This window comes from Chitinophagales bacterium, from assembly GCA_041392475.1.
GTDB lineage: Bacteria > Bacteroidota > Bacteroidia > Chitinophagales > UBA2359 > JAUHXA01.
Genome location: JAWKLZ010000003.1, coordinates 1,179,056 through 1,195,249, shown reverse-complemented (window position 1 = coordinate 1,195,249; position 16,194 = coordinate 1,179,056). Strand labels below are relative to the sequence as shown.

The following is a 16,194-nucleotide window of genomic DNA, read 5'->3' as shown; positions in this document are numbered from 1 at the left end:
GCTTGAATTTCGGTTTTAAAACTACTCCAATCCAGCGCCTTTCTTAATCTCCTCCACCACACTCGGATCCAGCAAAGTAGAAGTATCACCCAAATTAGAAGCATCGCCACTTGCAATCTTCCGCAAAATTCGGCGCATGATTTTACCCGAGCGAGTCTTAGGCAAACCGCTTACTACCAAAACTTTATCAGGTTTCGCAATAGGGCCAATCTCTTTTGTCACCACATCTCGTATTTCTTTGGTAAAAGCAGCCGTATCCTCCACCGCTTTATCTACAATGATATAGGCATAAATCCCCTGGCCTTTTATGTCGTGCGGATAACCCACCACAGCCGATTCCACCACATTCGGATGTTCATTGATGGCATTTTCAACCTCCGCCGTACCCATTCTATGACCGGATACATTGATGACATCGTCCACCCGACCAATAATTCTATAAAAACCATTTTCATCTCGGCGTGCACCATCACCCGTAAAATACTTGTCTTCAAAATGGGAAAAATAAGTAATTCTGCAACGCTCATCATCGCCATAAGTCGTGCGAAGAATGGAAGGCCACGGAAATTTTGTACACAGCAAACCTTCCACTCCATTTTCTTCAATCTCATTGCCGTCTTTATCCACCAAACAAGGTTGAATACCAGGCAGAGGAAGCGAAGCATAAGTTGGCTTCAATTTGGTTACGTTTGGAATTGCAGTAATCTGAATACCACCCGTTTCGGTTTGCCACCAAGTATCCACTAAGGGGCATTTTTTCTTGCCAATGTGGTCGTAATACCAGTGCCAAGCCTCCTCATTAATCGGTTCACCCACCGTACCCAACACCTTCAAACTGTCCAAACCATACGGTTCAACATACTTCAAACCCTGCGCCATCAATGCACGAATGGCAGTTGGAGCCGTATAAAATTGATTCACCTTGTGCTTGTCCACTACCGCCCAAAAACGCCCTGCATCGGGATAGGTCGGAATCCCTTCAAACATCACCGTTGTTGCACCAGCCGCCAAAGGGCCATACACGATGTAGGAATGTCCTGTAATCCAACCAATATCTGCCGTACACCAATACACATCATTTTCCTCGTATTGAAATACATTGAGGAAACTGTAATAAGTGTAAACCATATAGCCTGCCGTAGTATGCACCACACCTTTGGGCTTACCCGTTGAGCCAGAAGTATATAGAATAAACAGCATGTCTTCGGCATCCATGATTTCGGCGGGGCAATTGTCGTCCACTTTCGCCATTTCTTCGTGCCACCATTTGTCCCGCCCTTCTTTCATCACCACATCGCTGTTGATTCTTTGATACACAATACTCGTTTCAATCGTAGGACACTGCTCCAAAGCCTCATCTGCAATGCCTTTCAAATCAACGGTTTTGTTGCCTCTATAAGAACCATCTGCGGTCAAAAGCACATTGCAGGTCGCATCGTTGATTCTGTCCGCCAATGCTTGCGCCGAAAAACCTGCAAAAACTACGGAGTGAATCGCCCCTACCCTTGCACATGCCAACACTGCAATCGCCAACTCAGGAACCATCGGCATATACAAACAAATTCGGTCGCCTTTTTTGACTCCATTGTTTTTCAACACATTGGAAAACTTACAGACTTCGCTGTGCAGTTCTTTGTAAGTAAAAGTTCGCACCTCATCGGTAGGTTCATTGGGTTCCCATAGAATCGCTACTTTGTCGCTACGGGTTTCGAGGTGACGGTCTATACAGTTTTCGGTAATGTTCAATTTTCCTCCTTCAAACCATTTGACATTTGGTTCTTTGAAGTTCCAATCCAATACCTTATCCCATTTTTTGTGCCATTGAAAACTCTCTGCAATATCTGCCCAGAAGCCTTCGGGGTCTTCTACACTGCGCTTGTAGTCGGTTTGGTATTGTTCCCAAGAAGTTATTTTGTGTGACATATTGTTTGTTTTGTAGGATATTATTATTTCTATCACCCCAAAATTAAAGAAAAAAATGAAAGGAAAAACAATCTCAAATGCTTGTTACTTGATGTAAACCGTCTTTTTGTTCACAAACTCCATGATTCCATTTTCCGACAACTCCCTTCCATAGCCAGAAATTTTTGTGCCGCCAAAAGGCAAACGAGGGTCGGATTTGACCAATTCATTGACGAATACAGCACCACCTTCAAAGTGTGGAATCAACTTTTTGGCACGTTCCATATTGCTGGTACATAGACTATCCCCCAATCCAAAATTGGTAGCATTTGCCAAGTTGACTGCTTCTTCGTCGGTTTTGACGGTGAATACAGAAGCTACAGGACCAAAGAGTTCTTCATTGAAGGCGGGCATTCCTTTTTTGACGTTGGTGAGAATCGTTGGGGTAAATTTGGCATCTGTTCTATTCCCGCCTACCAAGACTTTTGCTCCTTTGTCAATGGATTTTTGCATTTGTTCCTCCAATTCTTCCGCAAGGTCAGCACGAGCCATTGGGCCAATTTTGGTATCTTCTTCAATGGGATTGCCCACTTGCATTGCTTCAAATTTGGTTTTGAAGCCTTCCATAAATTCTTCTGCAATACCTTCTTGTAGTATAAAACGCTTTGCAGCAATGCAGCTTTGGCCTGTATTTTGAAGCCTCGCCCAATAACCTACTTCAACGGCTTGGTCAATATCTGCATCGTCCAACACTACAAAGGCATTGCTTCCGCCTAATTCCAAAACCGATTTTTTGATGTGTTTTCCAGCCTTTGAAGCAACAGCCGAACCTGCGCCCTCACTACCCGTCAGCGTGACAGCTTTCACCCGCTTGTCCTCCAAAATACCTGCAACTTTATCGCTTGAAATGGTTAAATTTTGAAAAACGCCTTCTGGAAAATCCGCTTCCAAAAAGATTTCTTCCATCTGTATAGCACAGCCAAAAACGTTGGAAGCATGTTTGAGAATCCCCACATTTCCTGCCATGATGGTCGGAGCGGCGTATCTAAAAAACTGCCAAAAAGGATAATTCCACGGCATGATTGCCATCACGCAGCCAATTGATTCGTAGCTCACCCAACTTTCACTTGCATCTGTTTGGATGTGTTTGTCCTTCAAAAATTTCTCTGCATTTTTGGCGTAATACTCACAAACCCAAGCACATTTTTCGATTTCGGCGCGAGCTTGAGTGATGGGTTTTCCCATTTCGGCGGTGATGGTTCGGGCGTATCTATCGGTTTCGCTCTTGAGTAGTTTAGCTATCTTGAGCATTCTTTCTCCCCTGTTCTCAAAACTCGTTCGAGACCAATGCTTGTAAGCTTCATCTGCTTTTTGCAGTTTGTTTTGAATTTGTTGATCATTTAGTTCTTCGTATTCTGCAATGGTAACAAGGTTGTAGGGGTTGATGCTTTTGAAGATTTTGGTTGACATATATTTATTCGGATTTTGATTAGAGTTAATAGGATTTGTAGCTAGTGTTTCGTCAAATTTGGTCTGCTGATTTGAACAGGCAACCTATCAATTTAATGTGAACACAGCACTATCAATTCACTGTTAACAACGTGAAAACCTACATTTTGATTAAGAAACGGTAAGATTTTATAGAAAGATCACATCATGCCTTTTTCATTCCAATGATGCGAATTAATTCTCATAATGCTCTATGTCAATGCCTTCTATCTCCATCAATTGTATTCCAAAATTGCGAATGGTTTCTACTATCGGAATACTCAACAATCCTTTTGGAGTGATGCTGTATTCAGTTTTTGGAGGGACGACTGCATATACTTTTCGGTGAATAAAACCGTCCTTTTCCAGTTGCCTCAATTGAGTGGTAAGCATCTTATCCGAAATGTGGGCGATAGAACGCTTCAATTCACTATATCGGTAAATTTTGTCTTTGAGTCGCCATAAAATTGGCATTTTCCATGTGCCACCCAATCTGTCCATCGCAAACTCTACGGGATTGTAATACATTTTTCCATCGTAAATAAAATCAGGCATTAGTTTAATATTTTGATTGTCAATATACTTTCTAAAAAGTGAGTATCATACAAATTGGTCAGTATATTGTTAAAGGTAGGTATATCCTTTAAATTTGTCAAAACTTACAACAAAATATTTTGGACTTTGGATGAAAGAAGTAGGAAGCAAGATGCGAGATATAAAGAATTGATAATCAAAACCTTTACTCGTTTACATAAATAACTGACTGTCAATTAATTAAATTCTTAATTCTTGCATCTTTCCTACTTTGTCCAAAGTTAAAATATCAAACCCTTAATTTTTTATAAATATGTCTCAAATAAAAGAAGTTCAACAATACGTACATTTTCACGGCGCACCTTCAAAAGGAAAAATATTGATGGTAGCGAGTAGTCCAACGGTTTCTAAACAAACAGGTTGGCCGATTGGATTTTGGGCTGCTGAATTGACCCATCCATTAAGGGTATTCCAAGAAGCTGGTTTTGAAGTAACTTTGGCTTCTACTGAAGGTGGGAAAATTGAAATGGATGTTTATTCCAATCCAATAGATGCAAGTGGCTATTCTGCTCACGATGTGGTTTCTTTGGGCTATTTGCAGCAAGAGAGTTTCCTTCAAATGCTCGAAAATACCCAGAAACTGGAGGAAGTGAAAATTGGTGATTTTGATGCCATTTTTTTAGTAGGGGGTCAAGGGCCAATGTACACTTTTAGGGGAAACAAAAGCTTGGAAAAGTTGTTTGTAGCTTTTTATGAATCGGCAAAACCCAGCGCTGCGGTTTGTCATTCAACAACTTTGCTATTGGAGGCTAAAAAAACGGATGGAGAACTTTTGGTGACAGGTAAAACTTGGACAGGTTTTGCAGATAGTGAAGAAGAGTTTGCAGATCAAGCCGTGGGAATGAAAATTCAACCTTACCGCATCGAAACTGAAGCTAAAAAAATAGCAGGAACGACTTTCAAAGTAGCTGCTCCTTTTTCCGCCTATGCCATTGCAGATGGAAACTTAATCACAGGACAACAGCAAAATTCAGGTGCTGCTGCGGCTGAATTGGTTGTAGAAATGTTATCGGTTTAAAATAAGTATTTCATTCACTTTCACTTAAAAATTTATCTATGAAAATCGCAATCATAGGAACTGGAAATGTTGGAGGAGCATTGGCGACTCAATGGTCAAAAGCTGGACATGAAATTCACTTAGGAGTTCAGAATACCAACGATTTCAAAGGCAAAGACTTGTTGGAGAATGACCATACATCGGTGCATACTGTTTCGGAAGCAGTTGCATTGGCAGAAGTAATTTTGGTCGCAACTCCGCCGCATATTGCACTTGATTTAGCAGATGAATTTGGAGATGTTGCAGAAAAAATAATAATTGATGCGACTAATGTTGTTCAAAAAAATCCTACTCCTTACCCCACTGCTTTCCATGCTTTTGAGGATTTGACCAAAGCGGAAGTTGTCAAGTGCTTCAATACCACAGGGTTTGAAAATATGCAAGACCCAAAATATGGTGACTTTCAACTGGATATGTTCATGGCTGGAAACAGCAACCGAGCTAAAAACACTGCAAAACAACTTGCTAAGGATATAGGTTTTGCCAATTGTTATGATTTTGGAAAATCGGATAGAGTAGAATTATTGGAGAAATTAGCTTTGTCGTGGATAAACTTAGCCATTTTTCAAGGGGTTGGCCGCAATATTGGCTTCAAAGTATTGGTGCGTTGAATTTGTTTTTAGTATTCTGACATTTTGTTTTAATTTAGAGGCGATAAAAGGCTTGGAATCACCTAAAAACGGCAAAGTATATGTACACTAAACGGCACTACGGATTTTGGATGACCTTCAATTGGTCAAAGAAACCGTTTTTTTATGCACTAATTTACGCCTTCACTATCAATTTATTGCATGTTTTTCTGCACGATCATATTGAACTATCGCTGCCTTGGCAACCTATTAGTATCATCGGTATAGCAGTTGCTTTCTATTTGGGCTTTAAAAACAATAGCTCTTATGATAGGACTTGGGAAGCTCGAAAAATTTGGGGAAGTATTGTGAACAATAGTCGTTCTTTTGGGGCTGCAATAGTTGCTTTTGTCCAAGGCGAACAGGCGGATACTGTCAAGAAAGAACTGATTTATAGACATATAGCTTGGATGACTGCTTTGCGTTATCAGTTGCGTTTGAGCAAAGAGTGGGAACATACCGAAGAACGGGTAAATGGTTTGTATACACCTAATATTTCTGAGGAATATTACGAAAAATTGGATGATGAGGTAATGAACTTTATCTCAGAAGCAGAATTTGAAGGCTATAAATCGAAGGCAAACATTGCGACTCAAATTTTGGCGACTCAATCCAAACGATTGCAGGAGTTGAGAGATTTGAATTATTTTGAAGATTTCCGACACATCGCCTTTCACGATTTGATAGTATCTTTTTATGAAGACCAAGGCAAGTCCGAGCGCATCAAAAACTTTCCATTTCCTCGCCAATATGCTTCTACTGCGCTTTGGGTGACGATAGTTTTCAGCATTTTGTTTCCTTTGGGTATGTTGGGCATTTTTGAGGATAAGGCCCCTTTACTATTTTGGTTATCCCCTGTTTTTTCAGCTTTGGCAATATGGGTGTTTTTCTTGATGGAAATGATTGGTGATTATTCCGAAAATCCTTTTGAAGGATCCTACAATGATGTGCCGATTACGGCGATTGCTCGTGGCATTGAGATTGATATGCGGCAGATGATCAATGATGAGAATATTCCTGAAGGTGTGAAGGCGGAGAATGGGTTTTTATTGTAAATTACTGAAAATGAAATTCCTAATAATCATTCTTCTATTTGTAGTAAATTGGACTTTCGCACAAGTAGAATCGGGTTATTGTGAGATATATGAACTCATATTGGAGGAACTAAAAGAACAAAGATATGAGTACTACGATGCTCCAGAAGATTTTCGACTTGATGGAACAAATTGGGATACCTATTTTTCCTTTCCTGTGGTAGAAGATACGGTTTACTATAAGTTTTTCATCAACAATGATATCTGGGATTTTCGAGAATCTGATGTAGAAAATTACTGTGCAAAGTACTTTGATACCATACCTCAAGGTAAGTTTCAAAAAATGAAAATTGAAACTCCAAGAGATTGTAGTTTCAAGAATAAAGTCAAATACGAATTTACTGATTATTGGACGCAAGGCTTTGAAGAAACAGATTACGACTTCGAAGTATTTGGCACAGACACCATCACTTACTCTCCTATGCGTATCGCCTTTTCTGATGTTTTATCCAATGGTAATTTTGCAGTGGCTTATGCAAAATATAAATTCCCCAATAGTCCTCTAGGATATTATTGTATGTTCGCTTTTCAGCGTGAAAACGAAGACATTGATTGGGTTGTGTATGGTTTTAAGATAGATAGGCCGTAATAGATTTTCCATTCTTAAACATTTTTACAATACCCCCCATTTTTCATCCCTTCCAATTCCTTCACATAATCCAATCGAATTTCCAAGTCATTCTCGAGCAGGACATACTCTACTTTGTTGCGACTGAAAAGGTCTTTGATACGAGATTCAACCGTTTCGGTATCACCGTTTTCATTGAAGTAAACGATGGTAACGACTTGTTTTTTGACTGCAAAGGCTTCAAAATAATCGTAGAAGCTACAATTGATGGGGGTGTATTCTGGAATCATGTTAAAAAAATATTTTTTTTATAAATGGATTTTTATAGTATCTCTACTTCAAAACCTACTTCCTTGTTCAATACCCCAATTCCCAAAAGCAAAATCTTGCGCTGAGGATTTTCCCCAATGAAAGGACGGGCATAATCTTTGGTTTTGATTTGGTGAAGCGCATCATTCGTCAATCCTTTCATGGTTCGGCGACCATCTTTGCTGTACTTAAATTCAATTATATATACCTTGTTTTTGAACTCCAAAACCCCATCAATGTCTCCCTTGCAGTAGCGTTCTTCTAAGCGAAGTTTGACACCTACTAAGGTGAGAATCATGTAGAAAAGCGAATGGTAATAATACTCATGTTAGATGTGAAGTTTTGAAGGGATTCCTCCAATAAATCGCTGCAAAAGTTGAATGAAATCTTTGAAGTTTTCTTCAAATAGATGCTGCTTCAATCATTTTACATCGGTTTCAACTTGACTCAGATTGTAGTTGGTGTAAGTTGACAAAATGTGTTTGACAAAAGAAATCCGCACTTCATTGTTCGGAAAAGACAAGGTGTAATTTACTCCATATATAGTAGCATCTGCTTTAGTGATGGTCAAATAACCTGTCTGCCAAAGAAGTGCATCCAAAGGCATATCTTCTACTTCAAAGCTTTCAAAAGTCGTATGTGTAACTTCTATTTTTTCATAATTAGCAATAGATTGGTTGTTTTTTTTGATTTGTTGAACCAACAAAGTAGGAGTGCCTGTTGAAAACCAATAATTTGTAAATTCCTTTCTGTCAAAAAAATGCAACAATGAATACGGATTGAAAAATTTGTCTCGCCCATTCCAAGAATAACCATTGTACCACCACCGAATGTGTGCCAATAAGGTTGTTCTATCCATTTGAAACTTTTCTTCCAATACGAGCAAATAATCATGAAAATACTTTTCCAAGTCTTCAATGCCAATTCCAAGAATAGCATGATATCTTGGATGTATGCTAATATCGGTAATATTGTTGATAGCTGAAAACAAGGATAATTTGGCGTATTTGGTAATTCCTGTTACAAACACAAAACGCCAATACCCATCCAATGCTTTAGTCGTTTTGTAAAATTCTCGAATGACATCTTGAACGCCCTTCAATGTTTGGGGTTCATCAATAAAACTGTTAATTGGCGCATCGTATTCATCAATCAGTAGCACCACTTCAGCTTGAGTTTTCTCATATATTTTCTCCACCAACTCTGCCCAGCTTTCTTTCATTTGTGGTTTCTCCAATGCTATCTCATGCTCTTTCGCAGTCGCGTTGAACAGAGAAATAATCGCTTGTTCCAATTTCTCACCATTCTTATAGGTGAGTTTGCTAAAATCAATCCGTATAACAGGGTGTTTCTTCCAATTTATTTTGTCATAGATATACAAGCCTTTAAAAAGTGCTTTATTCCCTTCAAATATTTCTTGTAAAGTACTTACCAATAACGATTTGCCAAACCTTCGAGGACGAGAAAGAAAATAGTATGCAATAGGAGATTCGAGCAATTTACAAATCTCTTCGGTTTTATCTACATAGAGTATTTTTTTGTCAATAATACTTTTAAAAGTCTGGATATTTAGAGGTAATGGTTTCATACGCTTGATTTTGGTACTCAACAAAGATACTAAAAAGGTCTTTCTTCTATCTCTTACATTCGATTCACTTTTCCTTAAATTTTACTCTTTCACTGCTACCGCAATCTTAGAATCTGCCGTTCCATAGTACAAAAACCACTTGTCTTTGAAATAGACCAATCCTTCCACAAAACACACCTCATTGACTTCACCCACTTTCTCGTAATCCTTGTCGGGATGAATGAAATAAGTGTCCGTTCTGTCTATCAATTTGTAAGGTTGATTTTTGTCGAACAATGCCTGACCTGCGCTGTATGTAAATTTGGGTAGTTCGGGGTCATTGAAGTTGGCGGCATTGCTGCCGTTGTAAATCAACAAAATACCCTCTTTTTGCAGCAAAGCATAGGGACCAGGTTCTACCAAGCGGCTGTCGAAATAGCCCATTCGAGGATGCAGCACTTCAATCCGTTTTTTACTCTCCTCATTTTCTGCCACCGTCCAGTGAATCAAATCCTTAGAAGTTGCCATAAACAAATGAGTATCTCCGAAATACATCCAATATTTGCCGTCAATTTTGGTCGCTACCACTTTATTTCCCACCAATTTGGAAACAATCGCTCCCGATTTAGACCAAGCATCTCTGTCTTTTTCGGAGTTCAAGACCAAACCGTGTTTCGTCCAGTTCATTAAGTCCTTAGAAGAAGCCAAACTCAAACGAGCCGTTTTGCCATCATAGGCGGTGTAGGTCATGATGTACGTTCCCGCTTCATTTTCAACGATTCGAGGGTCTTCCGCACCGTCAAAATAACAGGACACACAATCTTCTTTGTTTGCTGCCCTATCACCTTCCAATTTTCGATAGTTCCATTCATAGACTTGCATAGAATCGTTGTCGGGATAAAAAACAGGCATAGGATTTTTCTCAAAATGCAAGCCATCCAAACTGATTGCTAAGCCAATACGAGAAGTTCCCTTCAAATCTTGCGCTCTATAAAAAAGATATACTTTGCCGTCTTTGACCACTGCCGAAGGATTCAAGACATTGCGTTCTTCCCATTTCATGGTGCGTTGGGCGATGGGACATTGAAAGATCAGATTGGTCGAAGGTTTGAGAATTGGATTGAGGCTATCAACTTTCACAAAGTTGGTTAAAGCCCAATTTTTTTCGGTTGTTTGCTTGGTAGAAGAAACATTTGGATTCACTTCTGATTTACAAGCCCAAAAGGTAAGGGAGGCCGACAAAAGTAGGAGCAAAAGCGTTTTTTGAAGAGTCATATTGGAAGGCATTTGTTTTGTTGCATCTTCCAAGATAGGAATAATTTACAGGCTTTTAAGCATGACAACTCTCATACATCGCTTCAATAATTTCCACCACCTTTCTGCCATTCTCTCCATTCGTGGCGATTTCTGCCCGACCTTGCAGCGTATCTACCACATTTTCAATTACTTTATCGTGGTTGGACATCGAACCTTTGTAACCTCCCACATAGTCATTTGCACCATTTCCTTGTGGTAAATCTGGAATTTTGAAGCCTTCAATATTTTGATAATCAATTGTATTCAAATATTGACCACCGATTTTGACCGTTCCTTTTTCGGCTAAAATAGTAATCGAACCTTCCATGTTCTGCTCGTAACTGCAATTGCTGAAATTGAAGTTAATCAAAGCCCCATTTTTTCCCTTCAATAAAAACGTCCCTGCATCTTCAAATTCGGCTAAATCTTGATGATTGAAGTTGTGGACTATCCCACTGACTGCTTCCACATCACCCACCAAATAGTACAGAATATCCACAAAATGACTGCATTGTGTAAACAAACAGCCGCCGTCCAAATCCTTCTTGCCTCGCCAAGTAGAATTCAGATAATAATTGGCATTTCGATTCCAAAAACAGTTGATAGATACCTGAAAAACCTGTCCCAACTGCCCCGCTTCAATGAGTTCTTTCACCGCTTTGACAGGCGGATTGTAGCGGTTTTGCTTCACGACAAACAATTGACGGTCATTTTGTTCGGCAGCTTCAATCATTTCTCGGCATTGCAGCGAAGACATAGCCATTGGTTTTTCACAGACTACGTGTTTTCCCGCCTTCAATGCTTCAATCGTCATGGGATGGTGCAGGTAATTTGGAGTGCAAACATTTACTACATCAATATTCGTTTGCTGCAACAATAGACGGTAATCACTACAAAGTAGGATGTCTTTATTTGCTTCAATGAGTTCGTGTTGCAGCTTGGATTCGTCTATGTCACATACAGCTACCAATTCTGCATCGGGGTGATTGACAATGTGTTTGGCATGGCGAGTGCCGATATTGCCGAAGCCGATGATGGCGAAGCGGGAGGGAGGATATTGGATATTAGATATTGAAGAGGTTACCATTTGCAAAAGAGCCTTTATAGGTTATCTATTATTGACAAAAAATTGGGGGTGGTGATTTTTAAATATCGATTGTATATGCGGCGGTGGACCGTTAGGAACACTAAACGTCATAGGCGGTGTTGCCGATAGTCTTTTCTTCTAAGGTTCGACTTAGCTCAAAGTCGTCTTTTTAGTTTAAAATCATTCTTTTCTTCATAGTAGTCCACCCCAATCTTATCTTTCCTATAAATATTGAAATTTATTATGTTTTTTGAATCAGTCGAACCATCTTTAAATTGCAAGTTATCAAAACAAATTGCTGATTTTCCTTTATATAGTTCAGTCAGAACATAACTCGTTAATTCTATTTCAGATTGAGGTGATAACCCATAATAGTCAAAGATAACATTTTTGGATTTCTGGAATTCGCAAATAATAGAAAAGGCTTTTTGGTGGCCAGAACCTAACCTGTTTATTTTATATTCTGGTTTGATTTTAAAAAAGTTTAATTTTTCTGATATTGAATCATCATCAAGATTGAAGTTTTGTTTAAGATATTCATGTACCGTTCGTTTCTTAAAAACCTGCCACCATTTATTGTCAATTCGATACGGACTTACTCTCAACTCCTCATAAATCTCAATATTTGAATTCGGTTCTAATCCAACAAGGCTTTTCTGGAATTCTCTCATATCAAAATACGTTCCTTTCTCGTCTTTAAACTGTGGGAGAATCTGCACCCAGAGTCTAACCATTCTATTTGATTCTAAGGTGAATTTAGGAATTTGAAAATTACTGTAAATGAATTGATTAACATTAATTATCATAACTTACTTTTTAGTTGATAGAAGGCAAAAAAACAGTGTGATGGATTTTGTTAAATTCCTTGTTTTGGACAATTTCTTTAACATCTTCACGAACAGCAATTAAATAATCCAAAGTAGGAGGATTTAGTTGCTGATCAGAAAATGACCAGCCTAATTCTTGAAGTTCGCTTTGATAGGTATTTTTTTGAAGAGTATATTCTATAAATTCTTCTAAACTTAAGCCAAAGGAAGTTTCTGCTTCACTTTCACTTTGACCATAACCCACTATATCTAAAGCAGGAACAAAGAAAAAATGAATACCATCGTCAATAAATTTAAGTACTGCTAATTGTACATTCAACTGTGACTTAACATCTACAAGCAGGCCTTAATTTTTAACAGGTGACCAAAAAGTACGGATTCAACAAGTTTTCACGATTATAACGCAATGGAACGCCCTCTGGTTGTTTGGTGACAGTCGCCCCTGCCGCTTCTGCAATGATGTGACCTGCTGCTGTGTCCCATTCCATTGTAGGTGCAAAGCGAGGATAAATATGGGCTTCTCCTTCGGCTATCAAGGTGAATTTCAACGAACTACCCGCCGACACCATTTCTATCTGCGTATATTTTTTCTTCAATTCATCGACATAGTTTTGGGTGTCTTCATTGAGGTGCGAACGGCTGATAAACACTTTGACGGGTTTGTTGGGCTCGATTGCAGTGGTGTGAATTTGGGTTGTTTCACCATCCTCTACTTTAAAAGCCCCCATACCCTTTTTGGCGTAGTACATCTGTTTTTTGACAGGAATATAAATCACGCCCAATACACTTTCCCCATTGTGTACCAAGGCAATATTGACGGTAAATTCCCCATTTTTTTTGATGAACTCTTTTGTGCCATCCAATGGATCTACCACCCAACAGTATTCCCAACTCTTTCGCTCATCATAGCTCAACAATTTGGTTTCTTCAGAAATAATCGGGATATCGGGAAAATGCTTTTGCAGTCCTTCAACGATTACCTGATTTGAGGCTTTGTCTGCTGAAGTGAGTGGTGATTTGTCGGCTTTTGTTTCTACTTCAAAATCTTGTTGGTAAATTTCCATAATTGCATCGCCAGCAGTTTCTGCAATCTCGGTAAGTATTTGTATGTCTATGCTTTTTAACATGGTTTTAATTTTGACTCATGGATACTTTTAGTGGGTCAACTAAAGAATTTTGAAGTTTTCTTTTAAGTGAATGCTGATTTTCAAATATTCCATACCTTTTAGACTTTGGACGAAAGAAGTAGGAAGCAAGATGCGAGATATAAAAAATTGATAATCAAAATCTTAACTCATTAATGCAATTAAACACAAACAATTGACTATCAATCAATTAAGTTCTTACTTCTTGCATCTTTGCTCCTTCGTCCAAAGTCTCATTCCACTAAAATCTTCGATGAGATTAATTTTTGAGCAATCTGCTTCTAATTCGCTACAAATGTAAAGAAGGGAATATTAAAATGACAATAAACTTGCTGTTTAATGGTACAATTTTGTTAACTTAGTAAAACAAATAAGGTTCTTTGACAAAATCTGTGATTTGAGACTTCGGAAGTTTGCCGCTCACAAAATCAAAAAACTATTTCGCTAAAAATTAACCTCTTATAAAATGAAACTTCCGAAGTCTTTATTGCTTCCACAAAAATTGTCACAGAACCACAAATAAATCAGCTACGCTTATGAAAACACTTTCTCAAATCACTTGGGGACTCATTGTTTTGTATAGTCTGTTTGCCCTTTTTGTCATTATTGATTTTGCCCGAACCAGTAGCAAAATGGATGCTGCGGGGCGGGGGATGTCAGGAGGCTTTATTATAGTGGGAGTTGTTGCACTTATCGTGTTGATAATCTTCAATTTTTTGCCATTTAGATTGACAAAAATCATCAGTTTCTTCATCGCATTGGTTCCTTTAATCAGCCTATTGTCAAATTTGCGGCACGAGTTATCGTACCGTATCCAAAAAAACAAAGGCTCAATTTATTTCGATGCTAAACCCATGCAAGATATGGCAGTAGCCATCCAAAAAGGCTATGTAGAAACCGTCGAGGAACTTGCACCACAAATACAGTCTGATATCAATCAAATCAGCAAAAACCAAACTACCTTGTTGCATTTGGCGGTTCAGGGCAGATATGGCACGGAATTGATAGACGGTAAGCTCTTAGAGGGTAATAGGATGTTGGAAATGGTTGAAATATTGTTGAAAAATGGTGCAGATCCAAACATTCACCACCATTATTATGACCCTCCATTGGTCTATGCGAGTGATTTTAATAGCACACAACTTTTAGGTTTGCTTCTTCAATATGGTGCCAATCCCAATACTAAAGACAATACTGGAGTGCCTATTTTGTGTAAATTCATTCGACAAAACGTGCCACAATTGGAGGAAAAAGTAGCTTTGTTTTTAGAAAATGGTGCGGATCCGAACATTGAATTTAGCAATGTGGGATGGAGCGGTACTTTGAGTTTACTCATGATGGCAGCCGAAGAGCAGCAATGGGGTGTTTGTAAACTACTCCTCGAAAAAGGGGCAAACCCTGATTTTCAGCCCTCCTCAGAGTATGCCAAGACTTTTGGGCAATGGCTCGAATATCATCAAGCGGATTATGCCGAAAAAGGTGAAGCACTGCCTGATGATTTCAAGGCATTTTTGGAGTGGGTAAAAAACAGAAGCGAATAATGCTTATATTTTCACGATATATCCTTTCTTGGGATTCACCTTACCTCCCAGCATTTCCAAATACAGTTGGGTCAAGGTATCTTTATCTGTGACATACTCAAGCTCTATCATATTTTTGACATCTTTCACAAAACCCATCAAAGCCGAATTGAGTAGAGAATTCGTTTTCTCAGCCCCCCATTCTTGATATTTCTGTTGAATGTGCGTGGGCGCAAAGAAAAAGGCGGATTTCGGAACTTCTTTGAAGGACTTATCCGACTGCCAATCCGTCAAACCCACCAAAACAATGTTCTTCAAATCATCCCCTAAGACCCCATTGCAGTCTTGTAATAAAGTTGCATTTCCTGCAAAGTCCACAATTGCAGATGGTGTAATCGTCAATTTTTCGGCATAATCATCATAGGTCATCACCAAATCATAGTAACCTGTTGAAGCCACAAAATCCACATTTCGAGCAGAGGTCAAACCGATGATTTTTTTACCATCAGCTGCTTGTTCTTGCTTCAACATATACGCCAAAGCCAATGCTGTTTTGGAGGAAGCACTCGTCAAGATAACCTGCTCGGCTTCAAAAAATTGACTTTCCTTCAAAAAATGGTAAATCAAAAAAGACGTTGCAAAAAGTGGTTTGATAATCGGTAGATAATCCGCTAGCACTTCGTCAAAGCTTGGGTCGGCTGCTAAACGGGTGTAGTAGTTGTAAATTGGTGACAAAGCCCTACGGTGCGCTACCACATCCGAAAAACCATATTCACTGATTTTTCCTGCTGTCACTTTCAAATAGTCTGCCATCGGAAAATACCCATAACACCTCTCTCCTACTTCAATTGCAGCGTGTCGAGACTCCACCACCTCCGCAAAACCCCAAACAGGGATGATGCCCCAACCTTCGATTTTTGAAGGGAAAAAATCCCAATATTTCAAATTGAAGCCACAAACAGCGTATGTGATGTTGTTGGTAGTCAAGGCGTATCTGTCAATTTTGAACAAAATTTCTCCTTCCTCCAATTCAGGTTTAGAGTCGGTCGTTTGCTGTGTTTTGTTGAGTTGTGTTTTGTGAATCAGTAAATGAGACATATTTATTTGTTTT

At 39.0% G+C, this 16,194-nt stretch carries 16 protein-coding genes and 1 pseudogene; 5 read left to right on the top strand and 12 right to left on the bottom strand.

Features of this window, described 5'->3' with window-relative positions; all coding sequences use genetic code 11:
* Positions 1-21 precede the first annotated feature (21 nt).
* The 3 genes from acs to R3E32_27510 all read right to left on the bottom strand — a co-directional run bounded on the left by acs (position 22) and on the right by R3E32_27510 (position 3,945).
* Positions 22-1,923, bottom strand: a complete 1,902-nt coding sequence (acs, locus tag R3E32_27520) for an acetate--CoA ligase (protein ID MEZ4888507.1) — start codon at positions 1,921-1,923, stop codon at positions 22-24.
* Positions 1,924-2,007: 84 nt separating this feature from the next.
* Positions 2,008-3,372 carry an NAD-dependent succinate-semialdehyde dehydrogenase gene (locus tag R3E32_27515; GenBank protein MEZ4888506.1) on the bottom strand — a complete coding sequence of 455 codons (1,365 nt, stop codon included), beginning with the start codon at positions 3,370-3,372 and terminating at the stop codon, positions 2,008-2,010.
* A gap of 213 nt (positions 3,373-3,585) precedes the next feature.
* Positions 3,586-3,945, bottom strand: coding sequence for a helix-turn-helix domain-containing protein (locus R3E32_27510; protein ID MEZ4888505.1), 360 nt, complete (start codon positions 3,943-3,945; stop codon positions 3,586-3,588).
* Positions 3,946-4,237: 292 nt separating this feature from the next.
* Here R3E32_27510 and R3E32_27505 point away from each other — a divergent pair, with 292 nt between their 5' ends.
* From R3E32_27505 to R3E32_27490, 4 genes are all read left to right on the top strand, one after another.
* Complete coding sequence (locus R3E32_27505; protein MEZ4888504.1) at positions 4,238-5,002, top strand: type 1 glutamine amidotransferase domain-containing protein; 765 nt, start codon at positions 4,238-4,240, stop codon at positions 5,000-5,002.
* A 38-nt stretch (positions 5,003-5,040) separates the two neighbouring features.
* Positions 5,041-5,652: an NAD(P)-binding domain-containing protein gene (locus tag R3E32_27500; GenBank protein MEZ4888503.1), complete on the top strand. Its 612-nt coding sequence runs from the start codon at positions 5,041-5,043 to the stop codon at positions 5,650-5,652.
* Positions 5,653-5,732: 80 nt separating this feature from the next.
* Positions 5,733-6,725, top strand: coding sequence for a bestrophin family ion channel (locus R3E32_27495; protein ID MEZ4888502.1), 993 nt, complete (start codon positions 5,733-5,735; stop codon positions 6,723-6,725).
* 10 nt (positions 6,726-6,735) lie between these two features.
* Complete coding sequence (locus tag R3E32_27490; protein ID MEZ4888501.1) at positions 6,736-7,353, top strand: hypothetical protein; 618 nt, start codon at positions 6,736-6,738, stop codon at positions 7,351-7,353.
* Positions 7,354-7,367: 14 nt separating this feature from the next.
* Here the strand turns inward: R3E32_27490 and R3E32_27485 are convergent, their stop codons facing one another.
* From R3E32_27485 to cysQ, 8 genes and pseudogenes are all read right to left on the bottom strand, one after another.
* A complete protein-coding gene (locus tag R3E32_27485; protein MEZ4888500.1) occupies positions 7,368-7,622 on the bottom strand; it encodes a hypothetical protein in 255 nt (84 codons plus the stop codon).
* A gap of 32 nt (positions 7,623-7,654) precedes the next feature.
* Positions 7,655-7,954: pseudogene (locus tag R3E32_27480) on the bottom strand (PD-(D/E)XK nuclease domain-containing protein).
* 108 nt (positions 7,955-8,062) lie between these two features.
* Complete coding sequence (locus tag R3E32_27475; protein MEZ4888499.1) at positions 8,063-9,229, bottom strand: AAA family ATPase; 1,167 nt, start codon at positions 9,227-9,229, stop codon at positions 8,063-8,065.
* An 81-nt stretch (positions 9,230-9,310) separates the two neighbouring features.
* Entirely contained in the window at positions 9,311-10,516 is a 1,206-nt protein-coding gene (locus R3E32_27470) for a glycoside hydrolase family 130 protein (protein ID MEZ4888498.1), read from the bottom strand.
* Positions 10,517-10,538: 22 nt separating this feature from the next.
* Positions 10,539-11,591 carry a Gfo/Idh/MocA family oxidoreductase gene (locus R3E32_27465; GenBank protein ID MEZ4888497.1) on the bottom strand — a complete coding sequence of 351 codons (1,053 nt, stop codon included), beginning with the start codon at positions 11,589-11,591 and terminating at the stop codon, positions 10,539-10,541.
* 155 nt (positions 11,592-11,746) lie between these two features.
* A complete protein-coding gene (locus R3E32_27460; GenBank protein MEZ4888496.1) occupies positions 11,747-12,325 on the bottom strand; it encodes a hypothetical protein in 579 nt (192 codons plus the stop codon).
* An 82-nt stretch (positions 12,326-12,407) separates the two neighbouring features.
* The gene (locus R3E32_27455; GenBank protein ID MEZ4888495.1) at positions 12,408-12,737 is read right to left on the bottom strand and encodes a hypothetical protein; all 330 of its coding nucleotides are present in this window, start codon (positions 12,735-12,737) and stop codon (positions 12,408-12,410) included.
* Between the two features lie 34 nt (positions 12,738-12,771).
* Positions 12,772-13,545, bottom strand: coding sequence for a 3'(2'),5'-bisphosphate nucleotidase CysQ (gene cysQ / locus R3E32_27450; protein MEZ4888494.1), 774 nt, complete (start codon positions 13,543-13,545; stop codon positions 12,772-12,774).
* Positions 13,546-14,099: 554 nt separating this feature from the next.
* Between cysQ and R3E32_27445 the strand changes: the two genes are divergently transcribed.
* Positions 14,100-15,104, top strand: a complete 1,005-nt coding sequence (locus R3E32_27445) for an ankyrin repeat domain-containing protein (protein MEZ4888493.1) — start codon at positions 14,100-14,102, stop codon at positions 15,102-15,104.
* A gap of 3 nt (positions 15,105-15,107) precedes the next feature.
* On the opposite strand, the gene R3E32_27440 is transcribed toward R3E32_27445, so the two are convergent.
* On the bottom strand, positions 15,108-16,181 hold the full coding sequence (locus tag R3E32_27440; protein ID MEZ4888492.1) for a DUF2855 family protein: 1,074 nt from the start codon (positions 16,179-16,181) through the stop codon (positions 15,108-15,110).
* Positions 16,182-16,194: the final 13 nt, after the last annotated feature.